The sequence below is a fragment of the Candidatus Thermoplasmatota archaeon genome (genome assembly GCA_022848865.1).
GTDB lineage: Archaea > Thermoplasmatota > Thermoplasmata > RBG-16-68-12 > JAGMCJ01 > JAGMCJ01.
Genome location: JAJISE010000036.1, coordinates 1 through 22,023, shown reverse-complemented (window position 1 = coordinate 22,023; position 22,023 = coordinate 1). Strand labels below are relative to the sequence as shown.

Annotated in this window: 26 protein-coding genes, 3 tRNA genes and 1 rRNA gene; 12 read left to right on the top strand and 18 right to left on the bottom strand. The window is 56.0% G+C overall.

Annotated elements, in window-relative coordinates; all coding sequences use genetic code 11:
• The 4 genes from LN415_07405 to LN415_07390 all read right to left on the bottom strand — a co-directional run.
• Nucleotides 1-305, bottom strand: a 305-nt coding sequence (locus LN415_07405; protein ID MCJ2556914.1) for a DUF99 family protein, incomplete at its 3' end; no start/stop codon positions are given.
• Nucleotide 306: 1 nt separating this feature from the next.
• Complete coding sequence (gene pth2, locus LN415_07400) at nucleotides 307-660, bottom strand: peptidyl-tRNA hydrolase Pth2 (GenBank protein ID MCJ2556913.1); 354 nt, start codon at nucleotides 658-660, stop codon at nucleotides 307-309.
• A gap of 8 nt (nucleotides 661-668) precedes the next feature.
• Entirely contained in the window at nucleotides 669-1,268 is a 600-nt protein-coding gene (locus LN415_07395) for a DUF1616 domain-containing protein (protein ID MCJ2556912.1), read from the bottom strand.
• A gap of 164 nt (nucleotides 1,269-1,432) precedes the next feature.
• Nucleotides 1,433-2,071, bottom strand: a complete 639-nt coding sequence (locus LN415_07390) for a GTP-binding protein (protein ID MCJ2556911.1) — start codon at nucleotides 2,069-2,071, stop codon at nucleotides 1,433-1,435.
• A 114-nt stretch (nucleotides 2,072-2,185) separates the two neighbouring features.
• On the opposite strand from LN415_07390, the gene LN415_07385 reads away from it, so the two are divergent.
• From LN415_07385 to LN415_07375, 3 genes are all read left to right on the top strand, one after another.
• Nucleotides 2,186-3,958 carry an aldehyde ferredoxin oxidoreductase family protein gene (locus tag LN415_07385; GenBank protein MCJ2556910.1) on the top strand — a complete coding sequence of 591 codons (1,773 nt, stop codon included), beginning with the start codon at nucleotides 2,186-2,188 and terminating at the stop codon, nucleotides 3,956-3,958.
• A 265-nt stretch (nucleotides 3,959-4,223) separates the two neighbouring features.
• On the top strand, nucleotides 4,224-5,015 hold the full coding sequence (locus LN415_07380; protein ID MCJ2556909.1) for a DUF429 domain-containing protein: 792 nt from the start codon (nucleotides 4,224-4,226) through the stop codon (nucleotides 5,013-5,015).
• 23 nt (nucleotides 5,016-5,038) lie between these two features.
• A complete protein-coding gene (locus tag LN415_07375) occupies nucleotides 5,039-5,386 on the top strand; it encodes a nucleotide pyrophosphohydrolase (GenBank protein MCJ2556908.1) in 348 nt (115 codons plus the stop codon).
• Nucleotides 5,387-5,436: 50 nt separating this feature from the next.
• On the opposite strand, the gene LN415_07370 is transcribed toward LN415_07375, so the two are convergent.
• The gene (locus tag LN415_07370) at nucleotides 5,437-6,039 is read right to left on the bottom strand and encodes a ribonuclease H-like domain-containing protein (protein ID MCJ2556907.1); all 603 of its coding nucleotides are present in this window, start codon (nucleotides 6,037-6,039) and stop codon (nucleotides 5,437-5,439) included.
• Nucleotides 6,040-6,276: 237 nt separating this feature from the next.
• Here LN415_07370 and LN415_07365 point away from each other — a divergent pair, with 237 nt between their 5' ends.
• Both LN415_07365 and tgtA read left to right on the top strand, forming a co-directional pair.
• Nucleotides 6,277-7,611: an MBL fold metallo-hydrolase gene (locus LN415_07365; protein ID MCJ2556906.1), complete on the top strand. Its 1,335-nt coding sequence runs from the start codon at nucleotides 6,277-6,279 to the stop codon at nucleotides 7,609-7,611.
• Between the two features lie 37 nt (nucleotides 7,612-7,648).
• Nucleotides 7,649-9,598, top strand: a complete 1,950-nt coding sequence (tgtA, locus tag LN415_07360) for a tRNA guanosine(15) transglycosylase TgtA (GenBank protein ID MCJ2556905.1) — start codon at nucleotides 7,649-7,651, stop codon at nucleotides 9,596-9,598.
• Here the strand turns inward: tgtA and LN415_07355 are convergent.
• On the bottom strand, nucleotides 9,564-9,806 hold the full coding sequence (locus tag LN415_07355) for a hypothetical protein (GenBank protein MCJ2556904.1): 243 nt from the start codon (nucleotides 9,804-9,806) through the stop codon (nucleotides 9,564-9,566). The two genes, tgtA and LN415_07355, sit on opposite strands and share 35 nt — an antisense overlap.
• Before the next feature lie 82 nt (nucleotides 9,807-9,888).
• Between LN415_07355 and LN415_07350 the strand changes: the two genes are divergently transcribed.
• Nucleotides 9,889-10,407 carry a nitroreductase family protein gene (locus tag LN415_07350; GenBank protein MCJ2556903.1) on the top strand — a complete coding sequence of 173 codons (519 nt, stop codon included), beginning with the start codon at nucleotides 9,889-9,891 and terminating at the stop codon, nucleotides 10,405-10,407.
• Nucleotides 10,404-10,622: a hypothetical protein gene (locus tag LN415_07345; GenBank protein ID MCJ2556902.1), complete on the top strand. Its 219-nt coding sequence runs from the start codon at nucleotides 10,404-10,406 to the stop codon at nucleotides 10,620-10,622. The genes LN415_07350 and LN415_07345 overlap by 4 nt, the downstream gene beginning before the upstream one ends.
• On the opposite strand, the gene LN415_07340 is transcribed toward LN415_07345, so the two are convergent.
• Together LN415_07340 and LN415_07335 are read right to left on the bottom strand one after the other, a co-directional pair.
• A tRNA-Gln gene (locus LN415_07340) sits at nucleotides 10,620-10,692 on the bottom strand. The two genes, LN415_07345 and LN415_07340, sit on opposite strands and share 3 nt — an antisense overlap.
• 45 nt (nucleotides 10,693-10,737) lie before the next feature.
• Complete coding sequence (locus tag LN415_07335) at nucleotides 10,738-11,985, bottom strand: tRNA (N(6)-L-threonylcarbamoyladenosine(37)-C(2))-methylthiotransferase (GenBank protein ID MCJ2556901.1); 1,248 nt, start codon at nucleotides 11,983-11,985, stop codon at nucleotides 10,738-10,740.
• Between the two features lie 77 nt (nucleotides 11,986-12,062).
• Between LN415_07335 and LN415_07330 the strand changes: the two genes are divergently transcribed.
• The gene (locus LN415_07330; protein ID MCJ2556900.1) at nucleotides 12,063-12,257 is read left to right on the top strand and encodes a hypothetical protein; all 195 of its coding nucleotides are present in this window, start codon (nucleotides 12,063-12,065) and stop codon (nucleotides 12,255-12,257) included.
• A gap of 6 nt (nucleotides 12,258-12,263) precedes the next feature.
• Here the strand turns inward: LN415_07330 and LN415_07325 are convergent, their stop codons facing one another.
• The 4 genes from LN415_07325 to LN415_07310 all read right to left on the bottom strand — a co-directional run bounded on the left by LN415_07325 (nucleotide 12,264) and on the right by LN415_07310 (nucleotide 14,833).
• A complete protein-coding gene (locus LN415_07325) occupies nucleotides 12,264-12,401 on the bottom strand; it encodes a hypothetical protein (protein MCJ2556899.1) in 138 nt (45 codons plus the stop codon).
• 208 nt (nucleotides 12,402-12,609) lie between these two features.
• On the bottom strand, nucleotides 12,610-13,182 hold the full coding sequence (locus tag LN415_07320; GenBank protein MCJ2556898.1) for a thymidylate kinase: 573 nt from the start codon (nucleotides 13,180-13,182) through the stop codon (nucleotides 12,610-12,612).
• Nucleotides 13,183-13,204: 22 nt separating this feature from the next.
• Nucleotides 13,205-14,056, bottom strand: coding sequence for a UbiA family prenyltransferase (locus LN415_07315; GenBank protein ID MCJ2556897.1), 852 nt, complete (start codon nucleotides 14,054-14,056; stop codon nucleotides 13,205-13,207).
• Between the two features lie 21 nt (nucleotides 14,057-14,077).
• On the bottom strand, nucleotides 14,078-14,833 hold the full coding sequence (locus tag LN415_07310; GenBank protein ID MCJ2556896.1) for a metallophosphoesterase: 756 nt from the start codon (nucleotides 14,831-14,833) through the stop codon (nucleotides 14,078-14,080).
• 111 nt (nucleotides 14,834-14,944) lie between these two features.
• Between LN415_07310 and LN415_07305 the strand changes: the two genes are divergently transcribed.
• Nucleotides 14,945-16,402 carry a 4-hydroxyphenylacetate 3-hydroxylase gene (locus tag LN415_07305; protein MCJ2556895.1) on the top strand — a complete coding sequence of 486 codons (1,458 nt, stop codon included), beginning with the start codon at nucleotides 14,945-14,947 and terminating at the stop codon, nucleotides 16,400-16,402.
• Here LN415_07305 and LN415_07300 read toward each other — a convergent pair.
• The 4 genes from LN415_07300 to LN415_07285 all read right to left on the bottom strand — a co-directional run bounded on the left by LN415_07300 (nucleotide 16,399) and on the right by LN415_07285 (nucleotide 18,068).
• Nucleotides 16,399-16,740 carry a cupin domain-containing protein gene (locus LN415_07300; protein MCJ2556894.1) on the bottom strand — a complete coding sequence of 114 codons (342 nt, stop codon included), beginning with the start codon at nucleotides 16,738-16,740 and terminating at the stop codon, nucleotides 16,399-16,401. The two genes, LN415_07305 and LN415_07300, sit on opposite strands and share 4 nt — an antisense overlap.
• Before the next feature lie 32 nt (nucleotides 16,741-16,772).
• Nucleotides 16,773-17,366 (bottom strand): hypothetical protein, encoded by a 594-nt coding sequence (locus LN415_07295; GenBank protein MCJ2556893.1) that lies wholly within the window; start codon nucleotides 17,364-17,366, stop codon nucleotides 16,773-16,775.
• Nucleotides 17,367-17,397: 31 nt separating this feature from the next.
• Nucleotides 17,398-17,480, bottom strand: a tRNA-Ser gene (locus LN415_07290).
• A 39-nt stretch (nucleotides 17,481-17,519) separates the two neighbouring features.
• Nucleotides 17,520-18,068, bottom strand: a complete 549-nt coding sequence (locus LN415_07285) for an epoxyqueuosine reductase QueH (protein MCJ2556892.1) — start codon at nucleotides 18,066-18,068, stop codon at nucleotides 17,520-17,522.
• Nucleotides 18,069-18,155: 87 nt separating this feature from the next.
• Here LN415_07285 and LN415_07280 point away from each other — a divergent pair, with 87 nt between their 5' ends.
• A complete protein-coding gene (locus LN415_07280) occupies nucleotides 18,156-18,662 on the top strand; it encodes a GAF domain-containing protein (GenBank protein ID MCJ2556891.1) in 507 nt (168 codons plus the stop codon).
• On the opposite strand, the gene LN415_07275 is transcribed toward LN415_07280, so the two are convergent.
• Complete coding sequence (locus tag LN415_07275; protein ID MCJ2556890.1) at nucleotides 18,652-19,374, bottom strand: class I SAM-dependent methyltransferase; 723 nt, start codon at nucleotides 19,372-19,374, stop codon at nucleotides 18,652-18,654. The two genes, LN415_07280 and LN415_07275, sit on opposite strands and share 11 nt — an antisense overlap.
• A 2-nt stretch (nucleotides 19,375-19,376) precedes the next feature.
• Complete coding sequence (locus LN415_07270) at nucleotides 19,377-19,883, bottom strand: CBS domain-containing protein (GenBank protein MCJ2556889.1); 507 nt, start codon at nucleotides 19,881-19,883, stop codon at nucleotides 19,377-19,379.
• 332 nt (nucleotides 19,884-20,215) lie between these two features.
• Here LN415_07270 and LN415_07265 point away from each other — a divergent pair.
• Nucleotides 20,216-21,682 (top strand): 16S ribosomal RNA (locus LN415_07265).
• A gap of 100 nt (nucleotides 21,683-21,782) precedes the next feature.
• Nucleotides 21,783-21,854 (top strand) — tRNA-Ala (locus tag LN415_07260).
• Nucleotides 21,855-22,023: the final 169 nt, after the last annotated feature.

Genomic DNA, 22,023 nt, shown 5'->3' with positions numbered 1-22,023 from the left:
TTCCTGCTGATGCTTGCTACAGGAATCCCGACTTCCTCGCTCAGCTTGCCAATGTCCACGATGTTGAACCCGCCCAGGGCGATTCCGTCAAGGAATATCACCGAGATGTTCTCGCGGTATCTGGAAGACCGCACCATTTCTGCCACGTTCAGCGTGGAGTTCCACCCGTCCACATCGATCTCGGATCTCATCACCGCCTCGATGTAGTTGGGCGTCCGAATGAGTGCCCCCACAATCTCCGCGCTTTCATCCTCAAAACTGAACGGCGAATCGTCGATCCCCAGAATCCTGATGTTCTCCTTCATTCTACCACAAGTCCAGGCGTCCGGTGACCTGGTCGATTATGGAATCAGGGGCTGGACCCATCCCGAGACACGTCGCGGTTCCAGGAGGGATCTCCGTCAGGCCTGCATCCTCGATCAGCGCGACCGTGATCTTCAGTCGTGAGGCCTTTCTTTCCAGATCGCGGAGCTCACGGAGGTCCCTTGCCCTGACCACGACCTTTTTCTGGCCCTCCTTCATCCATCGAGAGAACCATCTCTTGTTCTCCTTCCGACAGTCGAGCGAACACTTGACCGCTGCGTGGGCGACCTGAACAGCCATCTTCCCCCCAGAGAGCTTGAGGTCATCTCTCACCGCAACGACGAGCTTGTGTTCCATCGATCGCCTCAATACAGCTCCCGGGCCCTCTGCTCCTCTATCTTCCTGAGCTTGATGTCCACTTCTTTCAGCTCTTCCATTGCCCGATCCTTCTTGTTCAGATAGCTCTCCCTGATCTTTCCCGTGCTCTGCCTTATCCTCCCCTCATGGTCCTTTATCTTCATTCTCAGCTCCTCGCGAGTTCTAGCGAGGTTTCTGATCTCCTCGACGATCTCCCTGTCCTCTTTCACATCAACGAGCACAGACTGTGGTTCCCTCTTGGGATGTCTGAGTAGACTCGGGTGCAGTCTCCCCATGAAGGGATATGCCCCCCGAAGCCAGCCTAGGAGGAAAAGCAGAATCGAGAGCGTCACAAGGATAGCCCACAGATTCGCACCTGTGACGAAACCCATGCCTGACTCCTGAGTAATCCCGAAGTCCTGAGTCAGCGAGTTGAGCACGAACCCCACGGCAACGGCAATGACGACGCTCATCACGATCCCAAGAGTGATTCTGTACAGAAGATCGTACTCCCTGTCGAGCTCGCCCTTTCGCGGGAATATGGCGTTGACCAGGAGAAAGCCAGGCAGGAAGAATATGAACAGGATGGCAAGAATCGCTTCAATCATTTGTCGTTGAAAGACGAGTAGACCTATTTAAGATTTGGGAACTCGCGCCAACAATCTGGCCCCGGTTCTCCGGATGAGAATCACTGGCGAGAAGGCATGGCGAAGCGCGGCCCTTTTCCCTCTTCATACGAAAAAACCCGAGGGTGCCTGGGAGGCTACGAGGCTCATTCCGCCAAGGACTTCCCGCGAGACTGTCCTGCGGGTGTAATGGGGAATTCCTCAGCCTGATGGTCCTTGCTGGTCGCGAACTTCTCGATGATGTACTTCTCGGCGAGGGCATAGAAGGCCGTCTCCACGTCCTTTCCCGTCCTGGCACTGGTCAGGCTGTATCCCGTATCGTACTTCTCAGCCATCGCAGTGATGTCAGCCTCGTCCATCTCCAGCTGATTCTTGAGATCCCATTTGTTGCCAAGGATTCGAACGGGTATTGGTCCGGTGACGTTGTAGACGGCGTCGATCCAGTAGGTCAGATTGTCGAGGGTCTCCTCTCGAGTGACATCGCAGACCGCCAACACGGCCCTCGTGCCGTGGAAGTAAGCTTCATTGAGGAGTTCCCTGAATCCCTTCTGACCCATTATGTCCCATATCACCATGTCTATCTGGATCGTCCCCTTGCGACTTGGATGTCCCAGCGTGAACTGCTTCTTGAGTATCTGTGTACCTATCGTGGGAACATACGCGGATCTGAACCGATTATGGACGAATCGTTCCGCCACACTGGTCTTGCCGACCGCGAAGTCGCCCACGAAACAGACTTTCATCTTGATGGGGGCATCGTACTCCAAGGAGTGACCTTTGTCCATTGAAGACTATCCACTACTCAGAGCCTAAAAACGGTTTCTCTACCATTATCAAGATTGATACGAGCACTGGCGTTTGAGAAACCTGGAAATACCGCGTTCTCTTTCTGGTCTGCCATGGGAGACCTGCACGGTTACTGGGGGAAGCTCGCGAGAATCAACCTGTCAACGAGAGATGTCACCTATGAGGACATCCCCGATGACGTCATTGAGAAGTTCTTCGGCGCGAAGGGTCTGGCGGCCTACTACATCTGCAGGGAACTCGATCTGGGGACGTCCCCGCTCTCCTCCGATAACGAAATCGCCCTCACTGTCGGTCCGTTCCAAGGAACTGCCGTGCCCAGCACGGGAAGGTTCTGCACCGCCGCGGTGTCACCTATGACTGGTATGTTTCTGGATACGTACGCCGGCGGCAACTTCGGTCATTCACTCAAGAAATCGGGCTTCGACGGCGTCATCGTGGAGGGGACTTCGGACCACCCAGCCTACATCACGATAGAGAACGGAGAAGCATACGTCAAAGACGCTCGCGACCTGTGGGGTCTCGAGACAGACACTGCGGAGCAGGAACTCAGGTCGATGGAGGGGGAGGATTCTCATTGCGTGACGATAGGCCCAGCGGGTGAGAATCTGGTTCTCTTCTCGTGCCTCATTAGCGACACAAGACGGGCGTCAGGGAGAGGCGGCCTCGGGGCGGTCTTCGGCTCAAAGAGACTGAAGGCGATCGTCGCCAAAGGTAGCCTCAAAGTCCCTGTGAGCGACCCGAAGAAACTGAAGGAGGTCGTCAGAGAGTTCAACGCCAGCGTCCGAAAGGAGAAGGAGGAGGGGCGGCCATTCTACAAGTACGGGACAACTGGGATATTGGAGGGCGCGAGCGAAAGGGACAGGCTTCCCACAAGGAACTACCAGGAGGCTCAGTTCGAGCGCGCTTCGGATATCTCAGGTGAGGCCATATACGAGAAGTATGACGTCAAAACGGTCCCTTGCTGTCCGTGCCCGATTGCCTGTCCAGCAACGCTCGATGACAAGTACGACAGACCGGAGTACGAAACACTTGCGATGCTCGGATCCAATACAGGGAACAGAGATCTGCAGGCAATCGTGGATGCGAATATGCTCTGCAATCGGTTGGGGCTTGACACCATCTCGACCGGCGGAGTGCTCGGGTTCGCGATGGAGTGCAGTCAGAAAGGCATCGTAGAAGAGGATATCGAGTTCGGCAAACCTGAGCAATTGAGGGAGCTGATACGCAAGGTCGCGCACAAGGAGGGAATAGGCGATCTGCTGGCGAACGGAGTACGTAAGGCGTCAGAGGAGTTGGGCAAGGAGGCAGAGCGGATCGCCGTGCAGGTGAAGGGTCTGGAAATCCCGGCCTGGGACCCACGCGGGAAGCTGGGTCACGGTCTCGCCTATATGACGGCCGACATAGGCGGGTCGCATCTTCGTGATTTCTACTCGGAGAGGGGAATACCGGATGAGAGCGCCCTTGATGTCGTCGAGAAAGTCATCGACGGACAGAACTTCACTGTGGAACGTGACAACTACATAATATGCGCTTTTGCGACGGACAAGATGACATCCGACATGAGAATGAGAGCCTACGAGGCCATAACAGGTTCACCGATGACGGCGCAGAGGTTGAGTGAGATCTCGGAGAGAGTGTGGACTCTGATCAGGGCGTTCAGCGTTCGGGAAGGCCCCACGAGGGCCCAGGACATTCTGCCTCACAGGTTCCTGAGAGATGCTCTGCCAACTGGTGTGGCAAAGGGTTGCACTGCCTTCGTTTCGGACGAGGACATGAATCTCGTTCTGGACAAGTACTATGAGATGAGAGGCTGGGACAGCAATGGGGTTCCACTCCAGGAGACGCTGGACAAGCTGGGCATTTGAGCGTCTACAACGCAAGAACTGTGTCTCGAGGCAAGCCTGAGGACACGGCTCGTGGGAATCTTCAATAGCATCTGGATTGACAATCTGTTAACAAAACTCCAGTATTCCTCCCAGTATTGGGCAGTATCACGGTGTTGTTTCTGCAGAGCTGACTTCCGAACAAAAGGACAATATAGCTGATATCACATTGTGCTTCAAGCCTCAGAGGCAGTGGCCAAGACATCGCGGATGCGCTCTGAGTGGGACCGTTAGTGGAGGTGCGATCTTGTATGTCGGCATAGATATTGGAGGGAGAGAAGGTTCGAACACCGAAATCGCCCTCTTGCGGAGTGAGCGGAGTCGTCTCACAATCACGGCCATTCACGAAGTTCCACCAAGAGGTGATGATTTCATTGTCAGCTTCCTGGTCGATAGGAGAGATGCGGTGAAAGGCGTGGGCATCGATTCTCCGTTTGACCTGCCCCCGTGCCTCAGGTGTGGAGATGCTGACTGTCCCGGCCTGGAGAACTGCCCATCGGGTGAGACCAAGATGATAGTCGATTCCGGCAGAAACCCATACGCAGAGAGACTGACGGAGATATTCGTATCCAATGCACTGGATGAGGTTCGCCCGATGCAGACGATGGCATTGGGACAGATTGTGGCAAGGACGGTGTACTTGCTCAGGAGACTGAGAAGCGAAGGGTTCCCAACCGTGAGAGTCAGGGAGGTGTATCCCAAAGCCTCGCTGTTCGCATTAAGGCGGGCTCTTGAACTGCCGCGAGAGGACTTCGACCGAGCAATGAGGATGTACAAGAAGAATGAGGGTCAAGAGGCAAGGGCCTTCATTGTCGATTCCCTTTCCTCGATCATCGATTTCTCCTCATTCGGAGAAGAATGCGAGGAATCCCATGACAAGCTCGATGCCGCCGTCGCTGGGCTAAGCGCCTACTTCGCGGTGCACAATCTATCTCTGCCAAGACCAGAGGAGTTGCCATCCGAGGCTGGTTGGATCGAGATTCCAGATTGGACCAGGATTGTCCCAAGCTTCGGGGCCACAGCCCTCAAAAAGAGTTAATAGACTCGTTCCGATTCGGCTTCATGCTGGACGGCACAACGACGGTAGAATCGCTCAAGAGCAGAGTCGCGGAGTTCATTGCCAGAAGGGAATGGCAGAAGTATCACAATCCGAAGGACCTGGCGATTTCCCTGTCCTTGGAATCTGCGGAGCTTCTCGAGATCTTCCAGTGGAAGGGCGAGCAGGAAGTAGACAGGGAGATGCCGGAGCTCAGAGGACGTATCGAGGAGGAACTCGCTGATATCGCGATCTACGTGCTCAGTTTCTGTATTGCCCTGGACATCGACCTTTCAAGGATTATCACAGACAAGGTCAAGAGGAACGAGGAGAAGTACCCGGCCGACGTGTACAGGGGCAAGGCTACGCTGTGATCATCCGCGAGGGGGTCTCTGACGGCAGCATGCTCCGTTCTCGAGGTCCTTCACAGGAAGCATGACCTTCTCAGAGTGGAGTAGGCGATTCTCATGAGCGCCTCCAGATTGACTATGTCCTCCCTGTTATAGGCGACGAGCAGGTCAAGGGATTCCTGCTTGCCTGCCTCATACTCCTTCCACAACCGCACCGCATCGAATCCGTCCAGACCTTGCGTCTCCTCGGCTCGGCTGATGCCCACGGTCCGCTCGATGGCCTTCAGCCCGCCCTTCAGACCTACTCGGTACAGAGGAAAACGGAGATCGATGTGAATCTGGTTCAAGCCTATTCGTGAGAACTCCTCTTCAATGAACCGGAGGTCGAAGCCCGCACCGTTGTAGGTGACCAGCAGCTTGTACTTCTGGATCTTTTTCCGGAAGTCACGCAGATTGATGCCGCGAACGAAAGTGTGGACATCATCTCCGTCGTAGAGACCGATGACTGTGATATCATCATGATGAGGAGACAGGCCTGTCGTCTCTATGTCCAAGTAGGCGATGGAGTCGCGGAATTCCGGAAAGGCCCGCCACAGCTCCCTCCCGGGGAGCTTATCGCGGAAGAACGTCTGGTTCTTGCGGTCGAGCTGGTCCAGGGACCTTGAGATCTCGTCCACGACGACTTCCGTTTGCCGCGGGCCCAGGGGGAGATGGGATGTCCGCCTGAGGCACTGGTTCCAGGTTCTGATTCCGGACTCCCATATCCGCTTCTCCGTTTGGTATCCGATGCCTGGAATGTGAAGAAAGGTGTTCTTGAGCGTTCGATTCCCCGTCCAGACATCGCTCCAGCATTACTTAATCTCTGCGAATAAGACGGACTCCTTTTATCCTCCGAAGCCTTCCTGCATATCATCATGAAGACGAGGTTGACGTTCTATGGAGGGGTGTCAGAGATCGGAGGGAACAAGATACTGCTGGAGCAGGGAGGGACGAGGATCTTCCTCGATATGGGGAAGTCCTTCGATTTTGGTGAGAAATACTTCGTGCAATACCTTTCCCCTAGGATATCAAGGGTGGGGCTCAAGGACCACTTCGCCCTGGGCCTTCTCCCCGAGATCCCTGGCCTCTATTCTGAGGAAATGCTCGAGCAGACGGACCTCAAGTACGAGGCCCCGAGGTTCCACGGGGTATTCCTGAGTCACATCCACTTCGACCATTCCTCGCATGTCCATCTCATCGACCCTCAGATCCCTGTGTATCTCGGGGAAGGGACCAAGGTGATTCTGGACTCATGGGAGGAAACATCCCGAGGTTCACTGTTCGGGGAACGTGACTTCAGGACCTTCCGGACGGGGGATGCGATAGACATCGATGGGATTGAGGTCCGGCCCATTCACGTCGACCATTCGGTCCCGGCGGCATATGGGCATGTCATCCACACCGATGCGGGAACGCTCGCCTACACTGGAGACCTCAGAAGGCACGGTACACACGCGAAGATGACCGACGACTTCCTCGAAGAGGCTCAAGAAGCGGATTTCTTGATCTGCGAAGGCACGAGGGTGGAACCCACGGAGACGAGGAAGAACTACACGGAGAGCGAGGTCCTCACCAACGCCAAGAGCGTTGTGGAAAAAGCCCAAGGGAAGCTTGTTGCGACCACGTTCTACCCTCGAGACGTGGACAGGATGAAGACGTTCCACAGGGTCGCGCAAGAGACCGGAAGGAAGTTCGTCATCTCGACAAGAACCGCTAGACTCCTGATGAGCCTCTCCGAGGACCCTGGCATCAAGGTTCCGGACGTCTTCAAGGACGAGAACATCCTGATCTACGCCCGCCACCTGCTGAAAAGACCCAGCTGGGAAGAGGAACTCATGGATCATGTTGTTGATGCAGAGTTCGTTCACAAGAACCAGAAGGAGCTCATCCTTCAGCTCGACTTCCACTACTTCACAGAGCTCGTGGACATCGACCCGAGTCCCGGCGGCCACTTCATTCACTCCATGAGCGAACCCTTCGAGGAGGATGACGTTGAGGACGAAGTGAAGCACAACTGGCTTAACCGCTTCAAGTTCCACTTCCATCAGTACCATGCCAGCGGTCACTGCAGCAAGGAGGAGATCTTCGACATCCTGAAGACGATCGATGCGAAGAAGGTCTTCCCCGTGCACACGGAACATCCGGGGATGTTCAAGGAAGCCGCAAGCGGCGTCATCCCTCCGAAGTTGTGCAGAACGTACGAGCTCTGAGGAAAGTCTAAAACGAACAGCAGCATTCCCGACTTAGATGCTGGAGATTAGGAAGCGGGACGGGCTCGGAAGAATCTGTCTGTTAGAGACGGCTCATGGTGAGATAGAGACCCCGGCCCTAGCACCCGTCGTGAATCCGAACCGGATGACCATCCCCCCGCGAGAGATGAAGGACAGATTCGGAGTGTCGCTGATCATCACGAACGCATACATCATTCGCGGCAGCCCTGACCTCCGGTCCAGGGCTGAGGAAGAAGGTCTCCATTCTCTCCTGGACTTCGATGGCCCCATCATGACAGATTCCGGCACATTCCAGTCGCATGTGTACGGAGAAGTGGATGTGGACAACCTCGAGATAGTCCAGTTCCAGCAGAGCATCGGTTCGGACTTCTCGACCATCCTCGACGTCTTCTCCGAACCTGACGAGCCCAGGCCAGACGCACAGGCGGGGGTCGAGATGACGCTGGAGAGGGCCAGGGAAGCGAAGGAAGCGCATCCGGACGCCCCCCTCGTCGGCCCGGTTCAGGGCTCGACGTACCCGGACCTGCGGGAAACGTGTGCGGGGGAGATCAGCTCAATGGGCTTCGCCATACACGCGATTGGCGGGGTCGTTCCTCTCATGGAGAGCTACAGGTACAGCGACCTCGTCGATGTAGTGATACACAGCAAGATGAGGCTCGACCCGTCGATACCAGTACACCTCTTCGGAGCTGGCCACCCAATGATGTTCTCCTTGGCGGTCGCGATGGGCTGCGATCTTTTCGATTCGTCCTCCTACGCCAAGTTCGCGGCGAAAGGAAGGATGCTTTTCCCAGACGGAACGCGAAGGGTTGATGACCTCGCCTACAACATGTGCTGTTGTCCAGTGTGTTCGAGCATCGACCTGGAGGATCTGAAGCAGAGCCCGTCCAGAGTCGCCGAGCACAATCTTCACATCTGCCAAGCGGAGATCCTCACCGTCAAGCAGGCAATCTCTGAGGGGAGCCTGCTGGAGCTCGTCGAGAAGAGATCAAGGGCCCATCCGTATCTGTCCGATGCGGTCCGAAGGCTCTACTCACACGGCAGCTTCCTCGAGCGGTATGAGAACACCTCGAAGGAGGGCGGGTTCTTCCTCACAGGAAGATCGTCCCTCCTCAGACCCGCCGCAGAGCGCCTGCGGGACCGCGTCATGACGAACTACTCGTTCCCAGAATGCGACGCCGTCGTCAGCCTACCAGAAGCTCCAAGGCCCTTCTTTCGACACTTCTCGAGCCTGATTGACAGAATCGCCGAAAGGACGAGGGTAGCCGTCATCGTGAACTCGGTTCTCGGACCTGTCCCGATCGAGCTCGACGAGGTCTACCCCGTCGCTCAAGCGGTTGTCCCCGCGGTCATCCAGGAAGAGTCAAGGGATATGATGGAGGAGTGGATGCAGCGGTTCCTGCTCTTCCACGACGCCCCGCCATCATACGCGGTGGAGGACGAGGACTCGATAGACCTGATACCCGCGTCCACGGTCTCGCCGTCCTCGACGAACTGGGACAGAGAGAAGATCCGGCGGGTGGCAGATTACCAGTTCGGCCTAAGGGCCGGGGACGCTCTCACGGACGGAGAGGTCCGAACGGTCAAGTCCAAGAGAACGGACAAGATCAGGAACGTATTCCTGAACGATGATCACGTCCTTTCGATGAGGGCCCACGATGGGCTGTTCACACTCAAGCTCGCGGGTGCAGAGATCCTCCACCAGATGTTCGGCCCGCCGAAAATGCGCGTCGTCGTGAACGCGGATGCAGCAGAGTTCGTGAGAGAAGGAAGGAATGTCTTCGCGAAGTTCGTTGTGGAATGCGATGAGGGACTGCGCCCGGGCGATGAGGTTCTCGTCGTGGACGAGGAGGATGCGCTCCTCGCCGTGGCAAGAGCCCTGATGAACCGAGAGGAGATGCTGGCTTTCCAGCGGGGAATCGCATCGAGGGTCAGAGAGGGGCTCTCCGGAACCTCTTCTCAATGATATCTTCTGCCACGGTCAGGCAGGACAAGTAATCGTCCAGGGTATGCAAGAGGCTTGGGATGCTCCCCGCCAACACCTCCGAAACGACCGAGGATCCCTCCAAGTGCGTCTTGACGTAATCCTCATTGTCAGTCTGGACGGCGGCCAGAACGCTTTCCGCCTCTTCCTCGCTGTCGTAAGTGAACCGCATCGAGCAGACGACCTTCACATCGTTGGAAAAGGTCTCTTCGTATAAAACAGACCGCCCACGCGGACGAAAGTTAATTCTCATGGGACGCATTCGTCCCGCTATGGAGGTCAAGACAGCGATAAGGGAAAGGAGGAGTATCAGGGCTTTCAAGGCAGACCCGGTTGCGGAGGAGGTTGTCGAGGAACTGGTCGAACTCGCAAACATGGCGCCGTCAGCGGGGAACCTCCAGCCCCGTGAGTTCATCGCGGTCAGAGATGACAAGACGAAGGAGGCCCTGGCAGCCGCAGCACTGAATCAGATGTTCATCTCAGAGGCCCCAGTCTGCATCGTCGTTTGCGTCAACTATGAGAGAATCGCTCACTATGGAGAAAGAGGAAGAGAGCTCTACGTGTTTCACGACACTGGTGCAGCGATCCAAAACATACTTCTAGCGGTGCATGACATGGGCTTGGGGGCTGTGTGGGTCGGGGCGTTCGATGAAGACCCAGTGAAGCGGATACTGAACCTCCCGGAACACATACGACCCGTCGCAATCATTCCCGTGGGCCACCCCGTCGAACAACCAAGTATGAGGAGTCGCAGGGATCTGTCCGACATCCTGCGCAAAGAATCGTGGTGAAGGGTCTGAAGTTCCACAGGACGATTGTAATAATAACCCTTGTCTTCGCGGTCTTCGCGACGGTGTCGCTTGCCATGCTGGGCACGGTGATCTCAGCGTACGCGGTGTCCACCGACGAACCCCTCCCGCCAGAGATGGTCTACACGGCCTTCTTCCTGTGGATCCTCATCCCGTTTCTCATCCTCAAACTCATAGAGAAGATAAAAGGAGAATAGCCCCGAGCAGATTCGAACTGCTGTCGCCGGCTCCAAAGGCCAGCATGATTGACCACTACACCACGGGGCTTCATTCCGATTCAAGAGCTTTCTCATATATCAAACTCCCGCTGAGCTACAGGAGTTCTCCCCAGAGATAGGCGTCCTCCGCTCCCGTAATCCTTGCTTCCACAAAGGTCCCGAGCGGGAGTTCCTCCCTGAACACGACTGGCTTGTAGTTCATCGTTCTTCCGACCGTGCTCCCTTTTTTCACCGTCTCCGTCAGCAGGACGTGTTGAGTCGACCCGACAATCCTCTCGTTCTTCCTCTTGCCAATCTCTGACCGCAGCTTCGTTAGGATCCTGGACCGCCTCTTGACCTCCCAGCCCTCGACCCTGCCATCCAGTTCACTGGCAGACGTCCCTTCCCTGGCAGAGAACCGGGTGATATTGAGCAAATCGGGTTCAATCTCCCTTATCAGGTCATATGACATCTGGAAGTCTCTTTCCGCCTCACCCGGGAATCCCACGATTATGTCCGTTGACAATGCCATGTCGGGAAGCGCGCGCCTGAATTCCCCCACGAGCTCCTCGAAGACCCTGGACGTGTATCCCCTCCCCATCAGTGATAGTATCCGGTCGCTCCCGCTTTGCACAGGAAGATGGAGGAACTTGAAGACCCTCTCGTGGGCGAAGACATCAAGAAGGTCATCTCTGATCCGGACGAGAGTGGAGGGGTTCATCATGCCGACTCTGATCCTGAAATCCCCTGGCAGTTGCGCAAGCGAACCAACAAGCTCGGGAAGGGACGTGCCTCCATCAATCCCGAAGGCCGCCGTATCCTGAGCGCACACCCGAACCTCCTTGTATCCTTGGTCGACCGCCCGCCGAACATCCTCCCGAACGTCTTCCACGAACCTGCTCCTCAGTTCTCCCCTCGCAAGTCTTGTTATGCAGTATGTGCAACCGCCCAGGCAGCCTTGGGCGATTGGGATTGCGATGTCCACATTTCTGAGCGGGGGTGAAGGAGGCAATGGGGAATCGGACCCTCTCATCCCCAAGCGAGCGAGAACCTCATCGATTCTTTCGATCCCGTCAATCGGCAGGAGTATTGCTTGAGGGGCTACAGAAAGGACCTTATCTCTCTGGATCTCCGCCATGCAGCCCGATACTATCATCGGTTTTCTCAGGCCCGCTAGCTCCGAGATTCTCTTGAGCATCTTTCTCTCTGTCGTCTCGATGACGGTGCACGTCGATATGACGATGCAGTCTGACTTGTCTGGCGTTTCGGCCAGTCCGAAGCCCTCCTTGCAAGCCTTCTCGGCCATTCGGTGCGACTCGCCCTTGTTGAGTGTGCATCCAAATGCTTCGAAGTGGACCTTCACAGCGTGACTAATCCCCGGTCATTATAAGAATCTACTCAAGACCAGTATTTTATACACCAGCCCCATTCAGGAACTGAATGGCAGCGGTCGAGAAGGCGAAGAATGTAAAGGCCCTGGCAAGAAACAGAGCACGAGCCGCCAACCTCAGATCGAAAGCGGCCAGGCTCAGGCTCAAGGTCTCGCGAATGGAGGCAAAGGCAGCGACGCTAAGGGCGAAGATAAAGGAGTTGGAGAACACGGCCACTCATCTCGAGAGAGGCAGTGTGCCCTGATTGTCCCTATTCGTCCTCTGGTTCGGGAAGCGGGAGTTCATGCACCTCCTCATAATGAAAGCCGTTCTCCCAGACTTCATTCACGTAGAGGGACCTAAGAACAAGGTTCAGTATCTCGCTGTCCGTTTTGATCAGTCTAGTCATCCTCACACAACCGTAATGTATAATTCTGTTGCTGGATGTATAAAAACATTGTGGCTGGCTCCTTCGTTTCTCAGGGGATTCCTTGCAGCCAGTCGTGCACTAAGAATCTGGTACACGGAGCGCCAAAGCGGGCATACGCATGGGAATCGGGCTGCAGATGCGTTGTTTCCTTAATACCCCGAAAGCGAGAGCTTCTCCATCTTTCCTTCTATTTTTCCATAGGCGTCTTTGAGTAAGGAGCGAGGTTCTGTTCAAGCTCGGACAGACTTCCGTTGTTCCTCACGACTATCCAATCACTGTTGACCAGGGAGAATGCTCTTCTTCTGACTGCCACGAGAGAGCTGAGGTTCTCAAACATCTCTCGCCCGTTCTTGCGTTCCTTGATCCTCTTCATGGCTATCTCCGGCTCCGCATCGATGAACAGCATCTGGTGCGCCTTCGGCATGCTCTTGCCAAGGGCGTTGTGCACGAGAGTGTGAAGTCCTTTGGGGAGGTAGGCGGAGCCCATTATGTACCTCACGAACACGACGTAATCTGATTCCTCTCTTCGGATCTCCCTGACGGAGGACAGGATATCCAATCCGAAGAAAAGGGAAGCGAAGACGTGTGCGAGAAGACCGCGCTTAAGAAGGGCATTGGACGCCATCACTCCGACAGGCCTGGAGGTCGGATGACTCAGGACCGAGACCGTGTGACCAGTTGCGCTCAGCCCCTCCACGATCATGTCAGCGACTGTGTCTTTTCCCGCGCCATCCAAGCCGTCGACAACAATCAGTCTCATGGGTACACCTGCAAGTGGTTCCCTAGATCCCAACTCCCAACCCGCCAAACAAGAAAGCCGTGAGTGCGAGAACCATCGCCGCTTTTGACAGGTTCGAGGACAGTGACGGATTGCCAGTCATGTAGGCCATGCTTGCAATGAAAACGGTGTCCGCCACCAACACCAACCCGAGATAGGATAGTCCGAACGTTCCCATGAAGAAGAGAACGAGGCTCAAGACAATGGCGATGGCATAGAAAAGTCGGGCGAGGTTCGCGGACCTGCCAAGGCCCAGCGACATCGGGAGCGTCGTCCTGTCCCGGTCGCCCCTCAGATCCTCTATGTCCTTCGTGATTTCCCTTCCGAGCGTCGAGAGGAAGGCCAAGGCCGCCAGGGCAGTCACCCTCAGGAGCGCTTCGGCCTCATTGTCGTAGACCGCAATGCCTCCGAAGAGAAAGAGGCCCCCGACGAGCCAGCTGATCTGCAGGTTACCGAGAAAGCCCTTCCTTTTCGTCTTTCTCTCGTAGCTGATTATCACTACTGCGCTGATTGACACGACGGCAAGCGATTCGAAACTGATGAGTAGCCCAAGTAGGAACGTGGGAATGAAAAGAATGACTGCGAGAGTCAGCGCGTTGCCCCGCGCAATGAGACCGGAAGGGATCGGTCGGTCAGGATGGTTGACCTTGTCCACGTCATAGTCGTAATAGTCGTTCAGGGTGTTTCCCGCCCCCACGAACAGGAACACCGCACAGCAGGCCAGTGCGAGGTTGACGAGTGCAGCATGTTCGAGGACAGAATAACCGACGGCCACCAATCCAGCCACTGCGACCGCTCCGCTCGCAATCAGGCAGTTCCCAGGCCGGATGATGGTCACGTAGGCTCTGGCGGTCATATCTCACCAACTGAAAGGCACTCATCCGCTTGGAATCGACGGGCGAGATATCTTACCCGAGTATATCTTCTCCCGCTTGTCCTCCGCGAGGATCTGCTTGCTTATCATCACCTTGCCATCGTCGATCTCGATGATATTGAAGGAGTTCGGAATCGCCGTCCGCTCGCACGACACGGTTCCCGCGGTCGAGACGATGAGCCCGTTCAGGTTCCACACCCAAGGCGTGTGCTTGTGACCAGTGAGCACCAGCGGGATTCCGTACTCGAAGAGCTTGAAGAGGACTTCACCCGAGTCCACGAGGACATTCCGCTCCCTTCCAGTGTTTGGCACCGGAACGAGGTGGTGGTGAAGGAACACAATGGGCAGGCACTCCGATTGGGCGTTATCCAGCTGCTTTCCAAGCCACTCTGTCTGATCTCTCCCAACGTGCCCTTCATCGATGTCGGGCTCGGAGCTGTCCATCCCTGCCAGGAGGAGGTTATCGTGCTCCTGAACGAACAATCTGGAGGGCCTCTTCCACAGACTCTCGAAGACCTTGAAACCCTCGTGCCGCGCATCGTGGTTCCCTGGGACGGTGTACCAAGGCTCGTTCAGCATGTCGAGATAATGAAGCGCTTGCTCGAACTCGCTCTTCAGACCCCAGTCCGTGAGGTCTCCGGTGACGATGGTCAGATCGGGATCGAGCTTCTTCACGAGCTTGACGGCCTTCTCGAGGAAGTCCTCCTTGAACATCCAGCTTCTTCCGCAATGGAGGTCCGAGATATGTGCGATTATCATCGGGCATCGATTACGGGCCTCCTTTCATATACTTTTCGCCCCCAGCATCGGACATGTTGGCGGGCAGGTTTATAATGCCGACCCGCCTTTGTTCCGCCGAGAGTGTGAATCATGCTCAAGAGTCCAGAAGAGTACAGGAGGAGCCTCAAGGAAATGAGACCGAACGTCCACAAGTTCGGGGAACTCATCGAGGATGTCACAACCCATCCCGCGACAAAGAGAACAGTGGAGAGCCATTCCCGGATCTACGCCTTGGCGATGGACGCGGAGTACGAGGATATCCTGACGACTGACTCCCCTCTCACTGGAGAGAAGGTCTCACGGTATCTGTCCATAATGAGTAGCGCGGAGGACATGATCGCGAACACGAAGATCAAGCGACTCCTCTTCAACGTGACTGGGACTTGCACCGGAGGCAGATGCGGGGGCTGGAACGGGATAAACGCGATGTGGCCCACGACGTTCGACCTCGATGCGAAGGCGGGGACGGACTATCACGAACGACTGAAGGAATGGCTGGCTCAGGCCCAGAGAAACGACATAACGATGTCCGTCGCACTCACGGACCCGAAGGGGAACAGGACGCTCAGACCCTCTGAACAGGATGACCCTGATATGAGCCTCAGAATGGTGGAGAGGAGGGATGATGGAATCGTCGTCCGCGGGGCGAAGATAATGATCTGCGGTGTCGCTGCGGCGAACGAGATCTTCGTGATGCCTGGCACGGCGTACAGGGAAGCGGACAAGGATTACGCGATCTCCTTTGCGATCCCGAGAGATGCTGAAGGCATCAGGTGCGTGGAGACCACCCATCCAGGAGACAGGAGGGAGCTGGAGGATGGTTTCGACAATCCGGTCGAGTGCGGAATCACCCAGTCCTACATACTCTTCGAGGACGTCTTCGTGCCCGAGGAGAGGGTGTTCCTGGCGGGAGAGTTCAAATCCTCGCTGCCAGCGATCATGGGCTTCGTCGCGCCCTACCGGGCGACTATGGGGGGTTGCGTTGCGGGACAGGGAGACGTGATGGTCGGCGCTTCCATCCTGATCGCTTGGGCGAACGGTCTGTCCGAGAAGGTGTTCAGGGAAAAGCTGACTCAGATGGTTGCCAACAACGAGACCACGTTCGGAATGGGCGTTGCAGCAGCGGTCATGGGAGAGGCTCATCCATCGGGGAGCTGGAGGACCGACCAGCTTATCGCGAACGTGAACAAGCTTCACATCGCCACACTGCCATATGAGACGAAGAGACTCGCGCAAGAGATAGGTGGCGGCATAGCAGAGACTGGCTGCATGCCATCCTACGCGGACATGACCGACCCGGACTACGGCGAGGTCGTCAAGAAGTACCTGAAGGCAGCGGCTCCGGCAGTCGCGAGGGTGAAGGTCGCAAGGCTCATCGAATGGCTCACTCTGGGCGCCGGTGTCCCCGGATGCATGCACGGCGGCGGATCGCCGGACGGTGCCAGACTCATCATACAGAGAATCGCCGAGTTCGACCGATGCATCGGGATGGCGATGGAACTCGCGGGACTCGAAGAGGGCGATATCTCACCACCCGAGAAGAACTAGTCCTTGTACGGTATCAAACAGAGGAAGCTGAGAGTCTCATCGCGGTCGTTCACGAACTGATGTTTGACATCGGCGGGAATGAAGACAACATCTCCTTTCTTCAAATCCTCCTCCTCGCCCTCGACCTTCAGCGTCCCTCCCCCCTCAAGAACGAAGACCTCGTGCTCGAAATCGTGGCTGTGATGTGGAGTATGCCCGCCAGCCTTGACGTCGAACCGCCTCATGGCGAAAACCTCCGCCCCGTCCTCCCGAGTGATCAACCATCTGACGTTCACACCCGTGGCGGCCGGGTCATCCACCTTCTCCCGATTAACGTCCGTGTAGTGCACGTGCTTCATTCGTTCACCGGAGCGGAGGATGGTCTAGTCTCCTAAAACCCTTGCGGCGGAGATTCTCCTCTCTTCAGAAGGGACTGGTTGTCCAAGAAGAAGTTGACGATGTCCACGCACGACGCCGAGAGATACCTCTGTTTTCCGAGCGAGATCTTCTCCGCGTACCTCAGGATGAACTTCTCTTCCTTCCTCGGAAGACCCACGTGGTCTCCGACGACGAACAGGACGGGTTCTGAGAAAGCGCAATCGAAGATGCTTCTTCCCTTCTCCTCGAGAACGAAAATCCCGCACCCCTCCTCGTGCTTTCTCTTCACGAATTCCTGGAGGGATTCCCTGCTCACGGAGATCCCTGGATGTGCCCCACCCTCGAGGACCTTTCTGAGGATTGCCTCCCAGGACCTCTCATCCGTTCTCGTGTCCCTCAGGTCCTGGCCATCAATTCTCAGGTGCACGGGCGGTCTTGGCGGCCCGCCGAGAATGGCGTGAAAGACCACGTCCCCTCTGTGGGCGTGCGACCGGAACAAAGCCATCACGGCGCACTGGTGGACCACTTCGAGCCTTCCACCTTCCCTCAGCGAGCGAAAGCCGCCATCCGTCCTGCCCTTTCTGCTATATAGGAGGAACTCGAACAGTCAATACCCCCGGAGATGACATAGAGCCAGGCGCGGGGAGGGGGATTCGAACCCCCGAGCGCAAAGCGCACTGGATTAGCAATCCAGCGCCTTACCAGGCTGGGCTATCCCCGCCCGTTTTGCCATGTCCCTTGAATCTTTAAACCTTTTGGCCTATTGAACGCCAGGATGGTCCCGCCGGCTGTACACGCACCCGCAGAAATCCTGCCTGTGCAGGTCGGCCTCGCGACTCATCTCGATACTCTTCTTGAACCCATCCCGCTTCTTCAGGTCCAGCGGAACGAAGGGGACCCCGATTCTCACGGCGATATCCTCTCCCAATGAGTTTATGACGCTGGCGTTCTTGTGAGGACTGATTGTGAGCGTCGTCGTGAATGCGTCGAACCCGCCCTTGGCGGCCCGTCTTCCCGTCTCCAGCAGGCGCATCCCATAGCAGATCCTGCAACGCTCACCACCCTCGGGATCGTCCTCATGACCTCTGATCTCCGACTCCCACTTCTCAACGTCATATTCCCCTTCCAGCAAATCGACACCGATGTGTGAGCAGAACCTCCTCTCATCGGAGAGACGCATAAGGTACTCCTCCTCGGGCTGGATGTTGGGGTTGTAGAAGAAACAAGTGATATCGTACTCGCTCTTGAGGGCCTCGACGGACCATGTGGAGCAAGGAGCGCAGCACGTGTGGAGAAGCAGCCTTTTCACGCCACACTCAGAGCCTCGATGTAATTTCAACTTTGCGACTCCTTAAATACCTCTTCCGTTTTGCCAGGGATTCCAACAGGTGATATCTTGGAGCACACGCACGACATGGGCATCGGGGACAGGATGAGCGGCGCGTACACCGAAGTGCTCAAGAAGATCGGTGACTTCCTGAAGACAGGAGACGACCCCACGGAGCTCTACCAGGACGTGTGCGACGTGCTCCAATCGAGCCTTGACCACTACACGTGGGTGGGCATCTACGCGATAGAGGGCGACGACCTAGTTCTGCAGGCATACAAGGGACCGAAGGCGACGGAACACACGAGGATCCCGATAGGGAAGGGCGTCTGCGGGCTGGCCGCGCGGACGGCCGAGACCGTCGTCGTCCCGGACGTCTCCCAGGATGATAGATACCTGGAGTGCTTTCCGAGCACCAAGGCCGAGATCGTGGTTCCCATCAAGTACATAGACGATGTGTTCGGGGAGATCGACGTGGACAGTGACCGCCTCGACCCATTCACGGATGAAGACAGCAAGTTCCTGCGCATGGTCGCGGACCAGCTGGCAGCGGTCGTGAAGAAGCTCAGGGCCTAGACTTCTCCAGAACGGCACCGAATACGGGGTCCACGCCTTCGAAGAATTCCTTCACCTTCCATCCGCCCTTCTCGCACACTTCTTCCATCTCCCGCGGAGTAACCATCAGCAGATAGAACCAGTTGGAGATCTCGGACCCGCACTTCGCCCTGATCTTGACCTCTCCGGCGGGTCTTCCCCTCCTGCGGTTCGCTTCATGATACTCGAGATGTGCCTTCTTCCTCGTCAGAGCGTAGTTCCTGGAATCGGTGATGACAACGGCGTCATCCTTCGCAATCTCGCGCAATCTTCTCAAGAGGTCGATCGTGTCCTCGAGCCTCCCGGCCAAGCCAAAGCCGTTCCCGAGCAACACGATGGTGTCGAAGACGCCCTTCCCGAAAGGCATGTGATGCACCTCGCCTTGAACTAGCTCTTCCAAGCCCCTTCTCCTGCACAGCTCAAGGGCGAGAGGAGAGCAGTCGACGCTCGTCACGTCAAAGCCCTCTTCCTGCAGCCAAACGGAATGCCTCCCCGCCCCGCATCCGATATCCAGGACCTTTGATTTGACGTATGAGAGAGCGTCCTTCTCACATGGCGGGAATCCCTCTGGTTCGCGGAAGTAGTGCGGAACCTCGGACGAGTTGGAGTAGCCATCATCCCTCTCGAAGACGAGCTCCGACTCATTGCCCAAGTAGAAATCCATGAATGCCTTGCCGAAGGCGTCATCGCCCATGACTACACCTTTGGGGCGATCGTCATGTCCATGGACTGTACCCGTTTGACTATGTCCGCTCGGCCAACGATTCCGACGAGCTTCCCATGGTCGACGATGGGAACTCTATTCACGTTGTTGGTGGTCATCAGTTCGGCGACCCTCTGGATCGTGTCATCGGGTTCGGCCGCGATGATCGTTTTCGTCATGACCTCGGACACTGGGGTCTCTCTGAGGTCCATGAAGACCTTCTCTCCCTTCTCGTGGTTTTTCTTGCACAGAGTCGTGAGCAAGTCCAGCGATTCGGCGAGGCTGGTGAGGAGCTTCCTTCCAGTGGATTCTGTGACCAAGTTAGTGAAACGCCTGATGATATCGGACTCGCTTATCATCCCAACGAGCTCCTCATGGAGGTTCACCACAGGAAGACCGCTTATTCTGTGTTTGGACAGCTTGGCGGCGACTTCGCCGATGGTCTCGGATTCTCCGGCGGTAACAACGTAGCCGCTCATCACGTCTCTCGCGATCACCATGGTAGATGGATTCTCGGCTTTAACGTTTTTCTGACGATCGGGAATCAACCCGTGAAACCAGATGGCCAGCGCGAATGAGAAACTATTAATAGGCGGGAGCCGGATAGGGTACTTGCACCGCCTTTCAGGGGACGAAATGTAGATATAGTCCCCACAAGATGAGAGGTAGCTGGCAACGCTCCGGCCGGGTTGTGAGGAGTGATCAACCCATTTCCAATGTTGCCGACAGCATGGAGATCGGAGAAAACCGCTAGTCGGGAACTCTCCTTTCTGACACTCGATGAAGAGATGAAACTCAGCAATCACGCCAATATCGTGTGCAATGTACTTCAACTCCGGTTGATCCTGCCGGAGGCCACCGCTATTGGAATCCGATTAAGACATGTGAGTCGAGAGTCTTCGGGACTCGGCAGACGGCTCAGTAACACGCGGATAATCTGCCCTTAGGTGGGGAATAATCTCGGGAAACTGAGCATAATACCCCATAGGCCTGAGATGCTGGAACGCCCTCAGGCTAAAAGCTCCGGCGCCTAAGGATGAGTCTGCGGCCTATCAGCTTGTAGTTGGTGTAAATGACCAACTAGGCGACGACGGGTACGGGCATTGGGAGATGTAGCCCGGAGATGGACTCTGAGACACGAGTCCAGGCCCTACGGGGCGCAGCAGTCGCGAAAACTTCACAATGTGGGAAACCGCGATGAGGGGATTCCAAGTGCTTGCGTTTTGCGTAAGCTGTTCTTCTGCCTAAAAAGCAGGGGAAGTAAGGGCTGGGTAAGACGGGTGCCAGCCGCCGCGGTAATACCCGCAGCCCGAGTGGTGGTCGATATTATTGAGCTTAAAGCGTCCGTAGCCTGTCTGGTAAATTCTTGGGTAAATCGTGCAGCTTAACTGTTCGAATTCCGGGGAGACTGCCAGACTTGGGACCGGGAGAGGTTGGAGGTACTCCTGGGGTAGGGGTAAAATCCCGTAATCCTGGGAGGACCACCAGTGGCGAAGGCGTCCAACTGGAACGGATCCGACGGTCAGGGACGAAGCCCTGGGTCGCGAACTGGATTAGATACCCAGGTAGTCCAGGGTGTAAACGCTGCAGACTTGGTGTCGGAGGTCCTACGAGGGCGTTCGGTGCCGGAGAGAAATTGTTAAGTCTGCCGCTTGGGGAGTACGTCCGCAAGGATGAAACTTAAAGGAATTGGCGGGAGAGCACCGCAACGGGAGGAGCGTGCGGTTCAATTGGATTCAACGCCGGAAAACTCACCGGGGGCGACGGTTACATGAAGGTCAAGCTGATGACTTTACCTGATTTTCCGAGAGGTGGTGCATGGCCGTCGTCAGTTCGTACCGTAAGGCGTTCTGTCAAGTCAGATAACGAACGAGACCCTCATCCTTAATTGCCACCCTATTCTCCGGAGTAGGAGCACATTAAGGGGACCGCTGCCGCTAAGGCAGAGGAAGGGGAGGTCAACGGTAGGTCAGTATGCCCCGAATCCCCCGGGCTACACGCGCGCTACAAAGGCCAGGACAATGGGCTTCAACACCGAAAGGTGGAGGCAATCCCGAAACCTGTCCGTAGTTTGGATTGAGGGCTGTAACTCGCCCTCATGAAAATGGATTCCGTAGTAATCGCGGGTCAACATCCCGCGGTGAATATGCCCCTGCTCCTTGCACACACCGCCCGTCAAACCATGCGAGTTGGGTCTGAGTGAGGATGTAGTTTTTGCTGCGTTCAAACTTAGGCTTAGTAAGCGGGGTTAAGTCGTAACAAGGTATCCGTAGGGGAACCTGCGGATGGATCACCTCCTACGAAAAAAGGTGGGTGAATTAAACACTATAAATCACGTCGATCAAAAAGTATATTAATGAAAATTGGCTCACCCCCAGATACTCTTATCTGTACGCGATGGGCCGATAGATCAGCGGAAGATCGCCTGCTTTGCAAGCAGGAGGCCATGGGTTCAAATCCCATCCGGTCCACTTCGATTTTCCAATCATTCGAAATCGCTAACTAGTTTTCTGAAAGACTAGTTGGTAAGAACGTAGACTGAACAAAAGTGCGTTGTAATCCAGTCAATGATCGTTACCATTGCAATAGCAATGGATTGCATACGCAACCTGGACGTAAATTGAGCCAGTGCTATGCCAT

Coding starts and splice junctions, on each gene's coding strand:
- pth2 (MCJ2556913.1), bottom strand. CDS start 660: ATGGAACACAAGCTCGTCGTTGCGGTGAGAGATGACCTCAAGCTCTCT.
- LN415_07395 (MCJ2556912.1), bottom strand. CDS start 1,268: ATGATTGAAGCGATTCTTGCCATCCTGTTCATATTCTTCCTGCCTGGC.
- LN415_07390 (MCJ2556911.1), bottom strand. CDS start 2,071: ATGGACAAAGGTCACTCCTTGGAGTACGATGCCCCCATCAAGATGAAA.
- LN415_07385 (MCJ2556910.1), top strand. CDS start 2,186: ATGGGAGACCTGCACGGTTACTGGGGGAAGCTCGCGAGAATCAACCTG.
- LN415_07375 (MCJ2556908.1), top strand. CDS start 5,039: ATGCTGGACGGCACAACGACGGTAGAATCGCTCAAGAGCAGAGTCGCG.
- LN415_07365 (MCJ2556906.1), top strand. CDS start 6,277: ATGAAGACGAGGTTGACGTTCTATGGAGGGGTGTCAGAGATCGGAGGG.
- tgtA (MCJ2556905.1), top strand. CDS start 7,649: ATGCTGGAGATTAGGAAGCGGGACGGGCTCGGAAGAATCTGTCTGTTA.
- LN415_07350 (MCJ2556903.1), top strand. CDS start 9,889: ATGGAGGTCAAGACAGCGATAAGGGAAAGGAGGAGTATCAGGGCTTTC.
- LN415_07330 (MCJ2556900.1), top strand. CDS start 12,063: ATGGCAGCGGTCGAGAAGGCGAAGAATGTAAAGGCCCTGGCAAGAAAC.
- LN415_07325 (MCJ2556899.1), bottom strand. CDS start 12,401: ATGACTAGACTGATCAAAACGGACAGCGAGATACTGAACCTTGTTCTT.
- LN415_07320 (MCJ2556898.1), bottom strand. CDS start 13,182: ATGAGACTGATTGTTGTCGACGGCTTGGATGGCGCGGGAAAAGACACA.
- LN415_07315 (MCJ2556897.1), bottom strand. CDS start 14,056: ATGACCGCCAGAGCCTACGTGACCATCATCCGGCCTGGGAACTGCCTG.
- LN415_07310 (MCJ2556896.1), bottom strand. CDS start 14,833: ATGATAATCGCACATATCTCGGACCTCCATTGCGGAAGAAGCTGGATG.
- LN415_07305 (MCJ2556895.1), top strand. CDS start 14,945: ATGCTCAAGAGTCCAGAAGAGTACAGGAGGAGCCTCAAGGAAATGAGA.
- LN415_07300 (MCJ2556894.1), bottom strand. CDS start 16,740: ATGAAGCACGTGCACTACACGGACGTTAATCGGGAGAAGGTGGATGAC.
- LN415_07275 (MCJ2556890.1), bottom strand. CDS start 19,374: ATGGGCGATGACGCCTTCGGCAAGGCATTCATGGATTTCTACTTGGGC.
- LN415_07270 (MCJ2556889.1), bottom strand. CDS start 19,883: ATGGTGATCGCGAGAGACGTGATGAGCGGCTACGTTGTTACCGCCGGA.